This window comes from Streptomyces sp. NPDC047515 (assembly GCF_040643055.1).
In the GTDB taxonomy this organism is placed as follows: Bacteria; Actinomycetota; Actinomycetes; order Streptomycetales; family Streptomycetaceae; genus Streptomyces.
In genome coordinates this window covers 150,394-165,619 of sequence record NZ_JBEYTM010000008.1, presented here as the reverse complement: position 1 = coordinate 165,619, position 15,226 = coordinate 150,394, and the positions used below count along the sequence as shown (strand labels likewise).

Below are 15,226 nucleotides of genomic sequence, written 5' to 3'. Positions count from 1 at the left end.
GTGGTGGATCAGCGCGCGGCGTCGGATGCGGTGCCTCGCAAGGCGTAGGGACATCCGCATGCTGGATGTAGGCGGACGTCTTGACAACGCGGCGAGGTGCCGTGGTTGTCGTCGCGCGCCCGCCAGGGATTACGGGACAGCCCTTGGCGACTCAGCCTCTCGGCAGCACCCGGGCCGACATTGCGGGACCCGCGCTCAGTCGGGCCCTTGGCACTCAGTGTGTGCCGCTGGATCAGCCGTGAAATGTCCTTCGCAGTGACGAACCCCACCAGATGGCCCCCGTCCACGACGAGAATGCGCATGCCACTGCCTGGGCGAAGCTTGTCGAGTGCCTCACTCAGAAGATCACTCGGGGCGGCAACCGCGCACTGTGACAGCGGGATCGCCACCTCACGCACGCGCAGCGTCTCCCTGCGCGCTTCCGGTATCCGGACAAGCTTGCGTACCTGAACGATCCCGCTGGGACGGCCTTCGAAATCGAGCAGCGGCACGGCGGAATGGCTGGAGTTCACCACCACCTCGTCGATGAAATGCCGGATGGTCAGCCAGTCGGCGCCGGTGGTCACCGGGCTGGACATGGCATCGGTGACCTTGACGCCCCGCAGTGCTGTATGGATCACAGCGCGCTGCCGTTCGGCGCCGGCGACGACCGTGATGAAAAGACCGACGAAGACGAGCCACAGCCCGCCCGGCACCCCACGGAGGAAGGAGATCCAGCCGAAGGCCATCAGCAGCCCGCCCACGACCTGACCGCTTCGGGAGGCCGCCCGATCCGCACGTTCCCGGTCTCCGGTACGCCACCACAACAGCGCCTGCACCACCCTTCCGCCGTCGAGCGGCGCAGCGGGCAGCAGATTGAATGCGGCCAGGAACAGGTTCGTCCAGCCGAGCCACACGAGAACGGCGGCGGGCACCACCCAGCCCGACATCGCGTGCAGCCCGATTCCCACTCCGAGCGCGGTGCCTCCGATGACCATGCTGGTGAGCGGCCCGCTGATCGCCACTGCGAAAGCCACCGCGGCTGTCTGCGGTCGCCCCATCCGGGTCATCCCGCCCAGCGCCCACAGCGTCACGTCCTGTACCGCGATCTTCTTCCTGCGGGCAGTGGCGGCGTGTGCCGTCTCGTGGAGCAGAAGGCTTCCCATGAGCAGCACGGCCCCCACGGCACTGGCGAAGGTGTAAACCGCATCCGAGCGCCCTGGAGTCCATGCCGGAAGGGTCTGGCGACCAAGACCGTACGCGAACAGGACCACCAGCAGCGGCACGCTCCAGTGCATCCGCAGTGGTACCCCGACAACTTGTCCGACACGGACCGATCCGTTCATCGTCGTCTCCCACCTGCTCGGCACCCGGTCCATGGGCAGGACCTCGTGACCTGACTCCATGAACCGACCACCTCGGCACCCACCCCAATTCTCACTCTCACAACCCCCCGCAGTCGGCCGGCGCCAAGGACGGCGTTCCCTCCTCCGCCCCGGCCCACTACGTCGAGCGTCATCACCTGGCTCGACCCCCGGTTCATCGCACACGCACAGAGCAACGACTGGGCGGTTCCGCGGCTCAGCGACGCGGATTTGCTCGTACTGGAGACCCTGCTCCTGCGTGACGAGGCGGGGTGAGAGATCCGCGGGCAGCGGACGGCCTGGTCATCTCACAAGATCCGCGTGAGCGCTCGGGGGCCCGGTCGTGCAGCGGGTCCGTTGCGCGTGAGCCGCCGAAGCAGGATGCCGATCACGGCCCAACGGATCACGGTCTCCGAGTGAGCCGGGCGACGGCTCGTCCTTCACCTCCGCCACGCAGGACACCGTCGTCGTCGGCGTCGGCGTCGGCGTCGGCGTCGGCGTCGGCGTCGGTGACACGATCATCGTGCGCCAGGGCGCCTGACCAGGCCGCGAGCGTCGCGGCTGAGGGTGGGCGGCGCCGGGTGGGTCGGCGGGTGGTCGGGCGCCCACGACAGCGGCGGGCGCGGACCGACTTTCGGCGCTTCCGCCGGCGCCGCTCGTCACGCCGCCCGCTCCCGGTCCGCGTGATCATGCCGGTGCTAGGCTGACGATCTTTTGCGGAATGACAGCCACCGTAGAAATGGGGTCGGTGGGTGGTGCCGTGCGGCGCCGCCGTGTTGGGGGGGTATGCGCACACTGCGCCCGTTGCAGGCTCTCGGTCTCTCCGCGACAGCGGAGGCCGCCTACCTCGCGCTCGTGGAACGGGGTCCGCAGACCCTGACCGAGCTCACCGACCGGTCGGCGCTGGTCGGGTCGCCGCTCGACGGCCTCAAGGACGCCGTCGCCGAACTCAGCGACATCGGCCTGGTGTCCCGTACGGACGGCAGACTGACTGCCCAGCCGCCCCGCGCGGTGCTGGAGGCGGTCGCGGAGCGGCGCGCGCGCCAGGCCCGGATCGCCTACGAGAGCGCCACAGCCCTGTCGCAGTACTGGCTCGACCACACCGCCGGAGCGAGCTACGTCGAGGCCGTCGACACCTCCGAGCGGCGCGGGGAGATCCAGTCGCGGGTGCACAACGGGGCCGTGTCCCAGGTGCGCGCGCTGTCGATAGGGCCGGTGGGCGGGAGCGACCGGGTGCCGGAGGTAGGCCCTGGCACGCTGGACACGCTGGACCGCGGGATCGCCTACCGGGTGGTGTACAGCGCCAACATCCTGCAGGACCCCAAGGCGCTGGACGTGGCGCACGAGTGCGTCGCCCAGGGAGAACAGGCCCGGGTCTTCCCCGATGTCGCGCTGAACGTGCTGGTCCGTGACGACCGTTTCGCCGTGGTGTCCATCGCCGCCCCGAACCGTACGGGACGCCACAGTGTCGTCGTGCATGGGCATCAGCTCGATGTGCGCCGAGTCGATGTCCCAGAAGCGCTTGAGGTTCTTCATCTCGGAGTTGAGCTGCTGGGTGTACTCACCCTTGACGCCGAACGTGTTCGACGACGACTCCTTGCCATAGATCAGCGCGTCGTAGGTGGGCATGTCGAAGCCGCCGAAGAGCGAAAGGATGAAGATGGTCCACGGGTCCTGGGCGCCATCGAGGAGGGAGTTGGCGTACTTCGACAGGTCGGTCGTCTGGCATTGGTAGTCGCCGGGGTTGATCGCGCTGTCGCGGATCTGCTGCCACTCCTCGCCCTTCAGGCCGTACTTGGCCTTGGCCGCGTCGAGGCGTGCCTCCCAGTCGGCGGGCAGCTTGGCCAGGATCCGGTCGACGATGGCCTGGTGTTGCGGGTCCATGGAGGAGGTGTCGAGGGAGGACTGCAGCGACCGGCTCGCCGCAGTCGTGACGCCGGTCGCGTCAGCGGCGTGCGCGGGAAGCGCCATGCCAAAGCCGCAGGTCGCGGCGATCGCCAGGCTCGCTGCCGCAGACAGGATCTTCTTCACGGGGTCTCCTTTCGAGGGTGCCCGGTAGGGCACCCAAGGGCGACGCCCAGTCTGTAAGCCCAACTCCCGGATCAAGAAATGTCGTTCACTGTCTGAAACCGGCATGTCCGGAACCTGACAGCCTCACGGATCCCGTTACGCGTCCGCTGTCGTCGGCCTGGTTTCTGCGCTTCCGACCGGTTCGACCGCACCTGCCCCTCGTACGCGACGGGCGGGGGCCGCGGGCAAACCGCAGCCAGCGGGCTTCGGAGACGAAGCCCAGGACTGCCCGCATCACCGCGAGCGTCAACAGTTCGGCATCCGTCAGCCGCGGAGGACGGCCCATTCGCCGCGTTCCTGCCGGAGAGCCATCGATCCTCACGTACAGCGCAGTCGCGAGGGTCTGCAGGTTTGTCGTCACGAACAAACCAACGAGACCCCCGCCTCCTGCACGCGAAGGCGAAGACTTCGGACTTACTCGTCCACAGCCTGTCGGCCGGCCCTGGTTGGTTCGTTCACCATCCGGTGCGGTGCCCGTTGCCGAGCGCCCAAGCCTCGATGTCGCGATAGTGGATCGGTCCACGGCTACGGCCGACGTTGCTGCCGACCAGGTGCAGACGTTCGGCGGGCCATCGGCGGCCGGTGAATCCGGCGACGCTTTCGGCGATTTCTCCTGCCGAGGATCGATCTCCTCGGCGGGCACGGGCCAACGTCAGATGTGGGCGCAGGGGTCGATCCTCGAAGGCGACACCGCAGCTCTTGACCGTGGTACGCACATCGGCGGCAAGCGTGTGCAGCTCATCGAGGTCTCCGTCGATTCCGCTCCACAGCACCCGGTCGTCGAAGGTTCCGCTGCCGCGCAGTGCCAAACAGGGTGGTTGGTAGTCCGCTGCGAGGTCGGCGAGAGGCGGGCGCAGGAGCGGAACCGTCTCGGCCGGTAGCTCCCCGAGGAACGCCAGGGTGATGTGCCAGTCCTCGATGCGGTTCCACCGCATGTGAGGGTATGTGTCATAGGCGGGGCGCAGTTCCCGGGCCAGTTCTTCTTTCGCGTGGTCGGGCGGGGCGAGGGCGATGAACACGCGAACGGTCGCGGGCTGAGTCTGTTCGCTCATACCGGACTTCGTACCGTATCCGGATGGTTGACGCGAAGCCCAGGTGATGCGGGAGAGGTGCTCGCGGTCGCGATGCCGAGGAAGCCACTTCCGGCAGGCGGCGTCACAGCCGGGCCGTTCACGCCGTCGGCCATCGCCCGGCCCGGGAGAAGCGCGCGAGGTCCGCTTCGTACGGCGCGGGGTCGAGTCCCTGCGCCCGCACCCACTCCGGGTCGAGGTGGGTGCTCCGGTACGGATCGGCGGTGTCGCCGATGACAGTGACAACGCTGCCTCGCGTCCTCGCTTCGTGCATGCGGGCAACGAGAGGGCACATTCCCCACACATTGGTGCCGGTCGCCGGTCCGGCCTCGATACCGACAGTGGTGCGAAGCCACCGCATGGCCGCGATGGACGCCTCGTCCGGTACGGGATGATCAGGTCGATCACCGTCGGCAGGAAGCCGGGCTCGGTGCGCGGGCGGCCGATGCCGGGTATCCGCGAGCGCATCCCGACCCGGCTGCACGGCGTCCACGTTCGCCACCGCCGCGGTTCATCCCCAGGGTTTCCCGGCCGGCCCGCAGGCGGCCGCCGTCCGCCGAAGATTCAAGATCTGATTCAAGCCTGACGAGCGGCTTGCGTGCCCTTGGAGGGGCAGGGCGGCCGGAAGCTTCACCTATGTGTCATCGAGGTGCCGGTCGGCTCTCTGCCTCGGTGCCGCCGTCGATGGCGAGTGGGTCGTCGGGAACCAGGGAACGGATGCGCGGTATGGGTGAGGGAAGGAGCCAGAGCAGCGACAGGGCTCCTCCGACGGCGGCCGTGATCAGGGTTGCCCTGAGCCCCATGAAGGTGGCCAGCGCGCCTCCGACGATGGCGCCGATGGGGCGGATGCCGTAGTTGACCGTGCTGTAGGCGCCGGCCACGCGACTGCGCATGCCGTCCGGTATCACCACGGCTTGCAGGGAGTTGAGGTTGACGTCGAACAGCATGACGCCGATTCCGGCGAGGAACTCCGCAACGCCCAGGGCCCCAGCGCGGGCCCATGTCGGACCGTCCGCTACGGCGGCGATGGCGATGGGGGCTGGGAACAGGACCGCGCCGACCGCGATACTTCGTCCCACGCCGATCCATCGCGAGATCCTCGGGGCTGTCACCGCGCCCAGGAGAGCTCCGGTCGATCCGATACCGAGGGCCAGCCCGATGGTCCCCGGGGACAGGGCGAGGACCCGGTCGGCGAACAGCACGGTCAGGCCGGTACCCGACACGAACGTGAAGAAGTTGACGGTCGTCGCGCAGCCGAGGCTCGCCCGCAGCACTGGGTGACCAACTACGAAGGCCAGCCCCTCTCGAGCACGGTGCAGCAGTGATGGCTCCGCTGCCTTACCGGTAGCAGTGGCGGGTTCGTCGACCCGGATCGGCCTCAGCAGGGCCGCAGAAGCCAGGAAGGACAGGGCGTCAGCGATCACGGCAACTGGTGCGGTCAGGGCCTGGACGAGTGCACCGCCGATGGCGGGGCCCGCGACGTAGGAGGCGGACCGGCTGGCGCTGAGCTTGCTGTTCGCGTCGACGTAGGACGAGCGCGGCACAAGGTGGGCGAAGAAGGGCGGATAGGCAGTATTGAACAGCACCGACGCAGCGCCGGTCAGTAGTGCCACCGCATACAACTGGCCGAGCGTCACGGCGTCCCACAGGAAATATGCGGCCGGCAGGGTGAGTAGGACGCACGCACGCGCCAAATCGGCGAAGACCATCAGGCGGCGCTTGTGGGCCCGGTGATCGACCCAGGCGCCCAGCACGATGGCCAGGAGATTCGGGGCCCAGACGAGGGCGGTCAGCCACGCGACCTGGTTGGCCGAGGCGTGCAGCGTCGTCGCGGCGATCAGGGGCAGCGCGAGCTCGGAGATGCGGTCCCCGCATTGCGAAACCGAGTGCCCGGCCCAGAAGCGGAGGAACCGCCGGTCCCGCCACAGTGATGTCTGCAGGGAGTTCATGCGATCTCGCCTGCCGGCTCCTCATCGGCGCCCTCCGGGAGCAAGTAGCGCAGCAGCCGGACGCCACGGGCACCGCTCGGCCGCTGTGCCGGATCACGCATCACGTAGGGGGCGAGGACACTTTCGATCGCATCCTCGATTGCCGCGAGTTCTTCGGCGGACACCACAACGCGGGTGTTGGCCAACCCAGCCAACCTGCCCCACACCGGATCCAGTCCAGGTTCGGTCTCAGTCGCCCAGCGATGCGGCAGGTCGGCGGAGCGGGCGAACATTTCCTGGGACAGCACCCGTGCGGCCGACCGGCCCTCCTCGTCCTCCGGTACCTCGAACCGGAACCCCCGTGCCGCAGCCTCCCACCTCCGTTCCCTGCGATCGGTTCCAGGCTCGGCGTCGTGGACCAGTCCGAAGCCCGCCAGGTGGCGCAGATGCCAGCTGGTCACGGACGGAGTGGCCCCGACATCCGGTGACAGCTGCGTCGCCGTCGCAGGCCCGTGCCGTTGCAGGCGTTCGAGGATCGCAAGCCGCACGGGGTGCGCCAGCGCCCGCATGGCTTTCGGGTCGGTGATCTCAATATCGCCCAGGCGATTACCATGGTCCATAACCTGAGAGTATTCTCTCACAATATGTGAGAGTCAACTCTCACATATTGCCGGAGGCCGTTGCCATGCCCTCCCGGCACACCCGTGACCAGACGCCGAGGGCCAGCCACTCCACCCATTCGATGAACCATCCGCAGAGTCGGCAAAGGTCAGCAAGTGTCTGATCAGACCTGGTCACAGGTGCCTGTGGCGGAAGGCACCGACCACACGGGAAGTCAGCACACGCCGGATACACCCGAGCCCCTTCGCCGTTTCGGCGAAGGGGCTCGGTGAAGGCACGCGCCGGGGACCCCGGGCGGACGCATGGCGCCAGGTCAGCGCACCCGGCCCCGTGGTTTCAGTGCCACCGGCGGGAGTTCGGGAGCGGGCAGCCGGTCGCCGTCGTAGCCCTTCACCTCTCCGAAGCGGGACGTCTTCATCCAGCCCGTCCGGGCCTCCTCGATCTCCTCGTGGGAACGCCCGATGAAGTTCCACCACATCACGATCTCCTCCTCGAACGGCTCGCCGCCGAGCAGCATGAGACCCGCGTCGGCGTCCGCGCGCAACGGGAGTTCGGAGCGGCCGCAGCCGAGATAGAGCATGGAGCCGGGCAGCACGGGTACGCCGTCGACCTCGGCCTGGCCGGACATCGAGAGCACCGCGTACTCGAAGTCCGGATCGAGCGGCAGGCGGGCCTCGGCACCGGCGGACAGGGACAGGTCGGCACCGACGATCGGGGTGTAGGCGGTGCCGGGCGAAGTGGCGCCGTCGAGTTCGCCAAGGATCAGGGTCGCGGTGAGACCGGGCGCGGTGACCGCCGGCAGTTCGGTGTGGTGCTGAAAGTGCGGCTCGACGTGCCGGTGGGCGTCCGGCAGGGCGACCCACAGCTGGGCGCCGTGGAGATACCTCGCATGGGACTTCGGGCTCTCCTCGGAGTGGCTGATGGCCCGGCCGGAGGTCATCAGCCCCAGCTCGCGCGGGCGGATCGTCCGCAGGCTGCCGAGGCTGTCCCGGTGCAGGACCTCGCCGTCGTGCAGCCAGCTGACCGTCTGCAGACCCATGTGCGGGTGGGGCGGTACCTGCATCCCGGGTTCGCCGGCGATGTCGTCGGGACCGTAGTGATCGACAAAGGCCCACGCACCGACCATCCTGCGGCCCAGGTTGGGCAGCAGTCTGCGGACCTCGGTGGACTCACCCAGCTGGACGTGGCGGGGGGTGAGGAGTTCCCGTACGGGCTCGGCGACGACGAAGCCCCGTCCTCCGCAGACGGAGAGTGCGGCCTGGCGATCGAGATTGCTCATGGGGCTCAACCTATTCCCGTGCGGGCCCGGGGGTGCCGGTACCCACGCCGATAATTTAGTGGAATATTCAACCAGCGTGCCATGTTCGGGTCAGTGAAGCGTGGCCGGGCAGATGGCTGGGTCAGCGCCAGGGCGGGTCCGGGGACGGTCCGTGAACGTGGAGGTCAAGTGAGCGACACCTATTTCGAGTTCGGTACGGCTGCCGACCGTTGGGACCGTGCGCAGATGTTCTTCGAGGCGAAGGAGTACATGACTGCGGCCCGGATTCTGGAAGGGCTGGTCGAGGAAGTGCCGGAGCAGGTCTCCCCGCGTCTGCTGCTGGCCCGGACCTACTACCACTCGGCGCGGCTCGGCAGGGCCGAGACGGAACTGCGCGCGGTTCTGGAGCGCGACCCGGTGGAGCCCTATGCCCGGCTGATGCTGGGCCGCACGCTTGAGCGCCAGGGGCGGAGCGCGGAGGCGACCGGCCATCTGCGAATGGCGGCGGCGTTCTCCGGAGACTTCGACTTCGACGGTGACCGGAGGGCCGGCGCCTGACGGTCGCGAGAGGTCTCAGCGGTCGTGAGGGGCGTTCGACAGACGGTTCAGCCATTCCGTCAGGAGGGCGCCCTCGGCCGCGGTGACTGCCGGGGTGGGCGACTGCCGCAGCAGTGCGTTCAGCCGGGCCGCGGTGGCCGGCACGTGGGCCTCGGACGCGGCGGCCCCGCGTCGTCCGTGTCGGCGGCGGCGCCGGAGACGTCCGGAGAGAAGACGGCGGCGTGCCCGGCGGCGCGGCCCCTCCGCGACATGCTCGCGTCGCCGAAGATCGCGGGGCGGGCGACGAGCATCGGCGCCACCTCCACATGGGCCGACATCGCCATGTGCGCGGCCGGTTCGGGAGCGATGCGGAGCTTGCCCGTCGCCGCGGCCCGCTCCAGGTCCCTGGTGCGGCCTCGCACACGGCCCGGGGGGAGATGTCCCCGTTCGGGGACCCCGCAAGACCCCGCCCCGCCGCCCACCGGACACTCGTCCCGGAGAATCCGGATGCCGTCCGCCCGCCCCGCGTGATACTTCACTCGGTCATGACCGACCTTGAGACTCCCCGCCTCCTGCTCCGCCTGATGAGCGCCTCCGATGCCTTGCAGGTGATGGCCGGCACGCCGGGCGAGGGTGCACGTTGGGCGCCGGGATACCCGTCCGCCGGCGAGATGGCCGCGGCCGAGCGCTTCCTCGGCACCTGCGCGACGACGGGGGATCCGAGCCCCTTCGGCTCGTACGAGATATGTCGCCGTGAGGACTCAGTGGTGATCGGCGGGCTGGGATTCCATGGCGCCCCGGACGAGAACGGGCACGTCACGATCGGCTACGGCCTCGTTCCCTCGGCTCAGGGAAGGGGTTACGCCTCCGAGGCACTGCGGGCGCTGCTGCTGTTCGCCCGCGAGCAGGGGGTGATCTGTGTCCACGGTGACACGGACCTGGACAACCTCGCGTCGCAGCACGTCATGACAGCCGTCGGCATGCGCCTGGTGAAGGAGGACGCGAAGCTGAAGCACTACCGGATCGACTGGCGCCGGCAGGGCAAGGAGCAGTAAGAGGAGCTCACACCATGGGAGTCCGATCAGCTCGCGGCGTCTGGTGCGTGCGATCGCAAGGCGCTGGAAGGTCCTCGGACGGGGTCTCCCCTGCTCGAACGAAGCTGAGAGCTTGGGGAAGGAGCTACCAGGGCATTCCGGCCACGCAGCGAGCGTGCGTGCCAGGCGTCGCGAGCCGGGCGCCCCTGGTGTGAGCTCCTCCACGTACGCGACCGTCCGTTTCCCTGGGACGGCTGCGCCGGAAGGACGGCGGAACCCGCCGGGGAGGCACCCGGCGGGTTCCGATGTCCGCTGGTGGTGAGTGGTATGCCGGTCAGCCGGCTGCCGCGGCCCGGTTCGCCGTACCGCCTCCCGTCGCGACGGTGTCGGCCCTCGGCACGAGAAGCCGTTCCGTCAGGTGACCGAAGACGAGACCGAAGGTCACCCAGAGGGTGGCCTGTACCGCGAGGGTGGCGAGCCGGAACTCCCAGAGCAGGGTGGCCGGGAAGTCCTTTCCGACCTCGTTGAACGAGGGCAGGAACGCGTAGGCGACCCCGATCACGACCGCATAGGCGGCTGATGCGGTGACCGTCGCGTTCCAGTTGCCCAGACGGGGAGCCAGCCGCTTGCCGAGGATGACGGCGGCGACCGCCAGCAGCACGCTGAGGGCGACCATCAGGAAGAACAGGGCGGTGCGGCGGCCGATGGTGTCGGGATCGCCGACGGCCGGCGGGTTGGCCGGGTACTTCAGGAACGGCACGATGTACACCGTCAGCAGGGCGGCACCCGAGATCAGCGCGGCCGTGGCCCGTGGGCCGAATCGGCCGATCCGGCCCAGGGCGTAGCAGAAGACGAGGGCGGCGATCCCGCCGATCGCCAGACCGAAGAGGAGCACACCGGTGGCAAGACCCGCGGTGGACTGCACGGCGCGACTGACGAGTTCCTCACCACCGCCGTGGTCATGGCTGTGTGACTCTTCGAGCGCGATGGCCGCGTCCACCCGGGACTCACCGAGCAGGTAGGCGACGAGCAGTGCGAGCGCGCCCGCGGCGAGGCCGGCCAGCATGCCGCGGACGAGCACTGCTCTGACAGATATGGAGTTCATGAGGTCTTCCCCTGGATCGGACGGTACGTCAGTGGCAGGGGAAACCGAGGAGATGGCGACCGTCGTGGACCCACTCGTGGACGCCCTCGCCGGAGATGACCGCGGTGGCGCCCTGTTCCGCGCCGACGAAGTACAGCAGTACGAGCATGACGATGCCGAAGAAGACCGCCCAAGGGGCAATGGCCTTTAGGGAGATGGGGGTGATCGCCGGTACGACGGTGGCGGGGGCAGCACTCTGTGCCATGGCAGAACCTCCTGAGGGAACACGCGTCCCGATTGTGGTGCCTGGGACGAAGGTGCCGGGTCTGACTTCCCGTACGGGTACGGGTACACAGTGGCGCGACCGCGCCGGATTCTCACCGGACTTCCGTCACACCTTCGTCATGTCCGTCGGACGATACCTCCTGGGGGCGGGCAGGGCCACGGTGCCGTCGGCGGGGCCGTGACGCCCGCATGCCAAGGTGAGCGCACGCGAGAGACCACAGTTCAGGGAGTTGACCGGGCCATGACGGTACAGGTGATGTTGATCTCACCGGCGCTCAACGCCGCGCTGCGCGAGGCCCGCTTCGACGACGATGCCCCGCTGGACGCGACCGGCGCCCGGCTGGCCCGCGCCGCCGCGGCGGCGGTGCCCTCGGCCGACCGGTATGTGCGCGGGCCGTCCGAACGGTGTGCCGGGACCGCCGACGCGCTGGGGTTGCGCACCGGGCCCGAACCCGCGCTCCGTGGCTGGGACATGGGCAGATGGAGCGGGCGGCAGCTGGCCGAGGTGAGCGGAAGCGAGCCGGACGCGGTGTCGCTCTGGATGACCGATCCGTCGGCGGCTCCGCACGGCGGCGAGTCGTTGCTGGAGTTCTGCGCCAGGATCGGCGGCCTGCTGGACGCGCTCGAGTCCGGGGACGGCGAGGAGGGCGGTCGTGTGCTGGCGGTCGTCGAGCCCGCCGTGGTGCGGGCGGTGGTCGTACGGGCGCTCGCTCTGCCGGCGGAGGCGTTCTGGCGGCTGGATGTCGCCCCGCTCACCCTGACCGGGCTCAGCGGCCGGTCAGGACGGTGGAACCTGCGCTGCGGTCAGCCGCTGTACCCCGCTCCACGGAACCGACTTCCTCGGTCCGTCACCACTCGCCGGGACAACTGAGGTGCCGGCAACCGTGGTCAGCGCATAGTCTGTTGGCGCAGCTGGTTCGCCCTGTCCGCCAGACAGACGCGTCGCAAGAGGGAACCCGGTGGGAATCCGGGACTGCCCCGCAGCGGTGAGTGGGAACGACCGCCGTCATCAAGCACTGGGTCCGAGACGGGCTCCGGGAAGCGACGGCCAGTAGGTGTCTCGTACGCGAGACGCGCCCACGAGTCCGAAGACCTGCCACTGCCCGTGCGCGCCGGACGCGCACGGTGATCCCGGTGACCTCGTGGGCGGGTCGGCGTACGGATCGGGCAGGGCACGCGCGTCGGCACGACGCGGCGGTTCGGTCCGGTCCGCCCTTCCTTCGCGCCTTCGACACGTCCCGGGGTCGTACCAGGACACACGCTCGCGAAGGAGAGTCCCGTGACCAGCAAGTCCGCAGCCGCGGCAGCCCGTGCCACCGTGTACGGCTATCCCCGCCAAGGGGGAGACCGGGAACTGAAGAGGGCCGTCGAGGGGTACTGGAACGGCCGCGTCACCGCGGCCGGCCTGCGGGAGACCGCCGCCGGCCTGCGCCGCGCCAACTGGCTCCGGCTCGTCGACGACGGCATCCACGAGGTCCCGACCGGTGACTTCTCGTACTACGACCACGTACTGGACACCAGCGTGATGGTCGGTGCCGTACCCGCCAGGCACCGCGACGCCGTCGAAGCCGACAGGCTGGACGGCTATTTCGCGATGGCGCGCGGTACGCAGGACGTGGCGCCGCTCGAAATGACCAAGTGGTTCGACACGAACTACCACTACCTGGTGCCGGAGCTCGGTCCCGACACCGTCTTCACCGCCGACTCCGCCAAGCAGGTCGCGGAGTTCGAGGAGGCGCTGGCCCTCGGGCTCAGCCCCCGGCCGGTGCTCGTGGGCCCGGTGACATATCTGTTGCTGGCCAAGCCCGCTCCGGGCGTCGCCGCCGACTTCGAACCACTGACCCTGCTCGACCGGCTGCTGCCGGTGTACGCGGAGGTGCTGGCTGATCTGCGCGCGGCCGGCGCCCGGTGGGTGCAGCTCGACGAGCCGGCCCTGGTCCAGGACCGCACCGCGGCGGAGCTCAGCGCCACCGCACATGCCTACCGCTGCCTCGGCGCGCTCGCCGACCGGCCGCGACTCCTCGTCGCCTCCTACTTCGACCGGCTCGGCAAGGCCCTCGGCGTTCTGGCGAAGGCGCCGGTCGACGGACTCGCGCTCGACTTCACGGGCCCGGCGTCCGCCAATCTGCCGGATCTCGCCGCGGTCGGCGGTCTGCCGGGCAAGCGGCTGGTCGCCGGAGTCGTCGACGGCCGCAACGTATGGATCAACGACCACCAGCGGTCCCTGGCGACGCTCGGCACCCTGCTCGGTCTCGCCGACCGGGTCGATGTCGCGGCCTCCTGCTCCCTGCTGCACGTTCCCCTCGATGTGAACGCCGAACGCGACCTCGATCCGCAGGTGGCCCGCTGGCTGGCCTTCGCCCGGCAGAAGTCCGCCGAGATCGCCACCCTGGCCAAGGGGCTCGCACAGGGCACGGAGACGATCGCCGCCGAACTCGCCGCCAACCGTGCCGATCTGGCCTCGCGCAGCCGATCGGCGCTCACCCACGACCCGGTGGTACGGGCACGGGCCGCGGCCGTCACGGAGTCCGACGTACGCCGCGAACCGTCGTATCCGCGGCGGGCGGCGGCCCAACGCGAGCGCCTGCGGCTTCCCCCGCTGCCCACGACCACGATCGGTTCGTTCCCCCAGACGGCCCAACTGCGCACCGCACGCGCCGATCTGCGGGCCGGACGCATCGACACCGCCGCGTACGACAAGCGGATCGAGGCCGAGATCCAGGAGGTGCTGGCGTTCCAGGAGAAGGCGGGTATCGATGTGCTGGTGCACGGCGAGCCCGAACGCAACGACATGGTGCAGTACTTCGCCGAGCGGCTCACCGGCTACGTCGCCACCGGGCACGGCTGGGTCCAGTCGTACGGCACACGCTATGTCCGGCCGCCGATCCTGGCCGGGGACGTCTCCCGCCCGGAACCGATGACGGTCCGCTGGACCGAGTACGCGCGGTCGCTCACCGATCGGCCGGTCAAGGGCATGCTCACCGGTCCCGTCACCATGCTCGCCTGGTCCTTCGTCCGCGACGACCAGCCGCTCGGCGAGAGCGCCCGCCAGGTCGCCCTCGCGCTGCGGGACGAGGTGAACGACCTTGAGACCGCGGGTGGTTGCGTCATCCAGGTCGACGAGCCCGCCCTGCGCGAGACACTGCCGCTGCGGGCCGCCGACCACGCCGGGTATCTGGACTGGGCCACCGAGGCGTTCCGGCTGACCACCAGTGGTGTCCGTGCCGACACCCAGATCCATACGCACATGTGTTACGCGGAGTTCGGCGACATCCTCCGGGCCATCGCCGACCTGGATGCCGATGTGATCAGCCTGGAGGCGGCCCGCTCCCACATGCGAGTGGCCGACGAGCTGGCTTCGGCCGGCTATCCGAGGGAGATCGGCCCCGGCGTGTACGACATCCACTCCCCCCGGGTACCGAGCACAGGTGAGGCGGTCGCCCTGCTCCGTAAGGGACTCGAAGCGATTCCGGCCGAACGGCTGTGGGTCAATCCCGACTGCGGCCTGAAGACGCGGGGCTGGCCCGAAGTGCGCGCCTCGCTGGAGAACCTGGTCTCGGCGGCCGTCGAGGTACGGGCGACGGTGGCCGGCACCGCCCACTGACCCGGGGCGCGGTCCGGGACGGGCGCCCGTCCCGGGCCGCGCACAGCACACCTCCGTGCAAGAAGTGTGGTCCGTACCAAAGTCTTGACCGCATCTTGGTTCACTTCTTAAATCGCATACGAACGAAGCCTTCTCCTCCGTTCCCCTTCGGTGACCTGGTCGGTGGGACGGCAATGTCTACCAGCGGCGCACACCCGCCGATCTCGGGGGGGCCTGGGTGTTCAACAAGCTACTGGCCCGGCGACCCCGACGGCGGCACCTCGTTCCCGCAGCAACTCGTCGTCGACCATGTACGGGTCACCACCAGCGATCTCCGGCCGCCGGTCTGACCGCCCCGCCCGGCTCGTCCCACCGGTCACCCCGCGTCCTCGCCAGTGGTTGCCGGCTGTGCC

General features: G+C 69.4%; 13 protein-coding genes, 3 pseudogenes and 2 riboswitches. Of the genes and pseudogenes, 5 read left to right on the top strand and 11 right to left on the bottom strand.

Going from position 1 to position 15,226, the window contains the following annotated elements:
• Positions 1-212: 212 nt before the first annotated feature.
• From ABZ826_RS09660 to ABZ826_RS09625, 8 genes and pseudogenes are all read right to left on the bottom strand, one after another.
• Positions 213-1,325, bottom strand: a pseudogene (locus tag ABZ826_RS09660) (site-2 protease family protein); the annotation flags it as partial.
• A gap of 705 nt (positions 1,326-2,030) precedes the next feature.
• Positions 2,031-3,374: a hypothetical protein gene (locus ABZ826_RS09655; RefSeq protein WP_361444821.1), complete on the bottom strand. Its 1,344-nt coding sequence runs from the start codon at positions 3,372-3,374 to the stop codon at positions 2,031-2,033.
• Between the two features lie 223 nt (positions 3,375-3,597).
• Positions 3,598-3,774: pseudogene (locus tag ABZ826_RS09650) on the bottom strand (IS982 family transposase); the annotation flags it as partial.
• A 94-nt stretch (positions 3,775-3,868) separates the two neighbouring features.
• A complete protein-coding gene (gene thpR / locus ABZ826_RS09645) occupies positions 3,869-4,465 on the bottom strand; it encodes an RNA 2',3'-cyclic phosphodiesterase (RefSeq protein WP_361444818.1) in 597 nt (198 codons plus the stop codon).
• 118 nt (positions 4,466-4,583) lie between these two features.
• Positions 4,584-4,757, bottom strand: a complete 174-nt coding sequence (locus ABZ826_RS09640; RefSeq protein WP_361444815.1) for a hypothetical protein — start codon at positions 4,755-4,757, stop codon at positions 4,584-4,586.
• 367 nt (positions 4,758-5,124) lie between these two features.
• Positions 5,125-6,432 carry an MFS transporter gene (locus tag ABZ826_RS09635; RefSeq protein ID WP_361444812.1) on the bottom strand — a complete coding sequence of 436 codons (1,308 nt, stop codon included), beginning with the start codon at positions 6,430-6,432 and terminating at the stop codon, positions 5,125-5,127.
• On the bottom strand, positions 6,429-7,052 hold the full coding sequence (locus ABZ826_RS09630; RefSeq protein WP_361444809.1) for a helix-turn-helix domain-containing protein: 624 nt from the start codon (positions 7,050-7,052) through the stop codon (positions 6,429-6,431). Before ABZ826_RS09630 ends, ABZ826_RS09635 begins: the two co-directional genes overlap by 4 nt.
• Before the next feature lie 293 nt (positions 7,053-7,345).
• Complete coding sequence (locus ABZ826_RS09625) at positions 7,346-8,311, bottom strand: pirin family protein (protein ID WP_361444806.1); 966 nt, start codon at positions 8,309-8,311, stop codon at positions 7,346-7,348.
• 168 nt (positions 8,312-8,479) lie between these two features.
• On the opposite strand from ABZ826_RS09625, the gene ABZ826_RS09620 reads away from it, so the two are divergent.
• Entirely contained in the window at positions 8,480-8,848 is a 369-nt protein-coding gene (locus ABZ826_RS09620; protein WP_361444803.1) for a tetratricopeptide repeat protein, read from the top strand.
• Positions 8,849-8,967: 119 nt separating this feature from the next.
• Here the strand turns inward: ABZ826_RS09620 and ABZ826_RS09615 are convergent, their stop codons facing one another.
• Positions 8,968-9,249, bottom strand: coding sequence for a hypothetical protein (locus ABZ826_RS09615; protein ID WP_361444800.1), 282 nt, complete (start codon positions 9,247-9,249; stop codon positions 8,968-8,970).
• Positions 9,250-9,372: 123 nt separating this feature from the next.
• On the opposite strand from ABZ826_RS09615, the gene ABZ826_RS09610 reads away from it, so the two are divergent.
• A complete protein-coding gene (locus ABZ826_RS09610) occupies positions 9,373-9,882 on the top strand; it encodes a GNAT family protein (RefSeq protein WP_361444797.1) in 510 nt (169 codons plus the stop codon).
• Between the two features lie 313 nt (positions 9,883-10,195).
• Here the strand turns inward: ABZ826_RS09610 and ABZ826_RS09605 are convergent, their stop codons facing one another.
• Together ABZ826_RS09605 and ABZ826_RS09600 are read right to left on the bottom strand one after the other, a co-directional pair.
• A complete protein-coding gene (locus ABZ826_RS09605) occupies positions 10,196-10,966 on the bottom strand; it encodes a CbtA family protein (protein ID WP_361444794.1) in 771 nt (256 codons plus the stop codon).
• Between the two features lie 28 nt (positions 10,967-10,994).
• Positions 10,995-11,210, bottom strand: a complete 216-nt coding sequence (locus tag ABZ826_RS09600) for a CbtB-domain containing protein (protein WP_361444791.1) — start codon at positions 11,208-11,210, stop codon at positions 10,995-10,997.
• A 45-nt stretch (positions 11,211-11,255) separates the two neighbouring features.
• Positions 11,256-11,349: riboswitch (adenosylcobalamin (AdoCbl) riboswitch) on the bottom strand.
• Positions 11,350-11,471: 122 nt separating this feature from the next.
• Here ABZ826_RS09600 and ABZ826_RS09595 point away from each other — a divergent pair.
• The 3 genes and pseudogenes from ABZ826_RS09595 to ABZ826_RS09585 form a co-directional block, all read left to right on the top strand.
• Positions 11,472-12,101 (top strand): histidine phosphatase family protein, encoded by a 630-nt coding sequence (locus ABZ826_RS09595; RefSeq protein WP_361444788.1) that lies wholly within the window; start codon positions 11,472-11,474, stop codon positions 12,099-12,101.
• A gap of 25 nt (positions 12,102-12,126) precedes the next feature.
• Positions 12,127-12,346, top strand: a riboswitch (cobalamin riboswitch).
• 163 nt (positions 12,347-12,509) lie between these two features.
• Positions 12,510-14,834 carry a 5-methyltetrahydropteroyltriglutamate--homocysteine S-methyltransferase gene (gene metE / locus ABZ826_RS09590; protein WP_361444785.1) on the top strand — a complete coding sequence of 775 codons (2,325 nt, stop codon included), beginning with the start codon at positions 12,510-12,512 and terminating at the stop codon, positions 14,832-14,834.
• A 166-nt stretch (positions 14,835-15,000) separates the two neighbouring features.
• Positions 15,001-15,145 (top strand): annotated as a pseudogene (locus tag ABZ826_RS09585) (1,3-beta-glucanase); the annotation flags it as partial.
• Between the last annotated feature and the right edge of the window lie 81 nt (positions 15,146-15,226).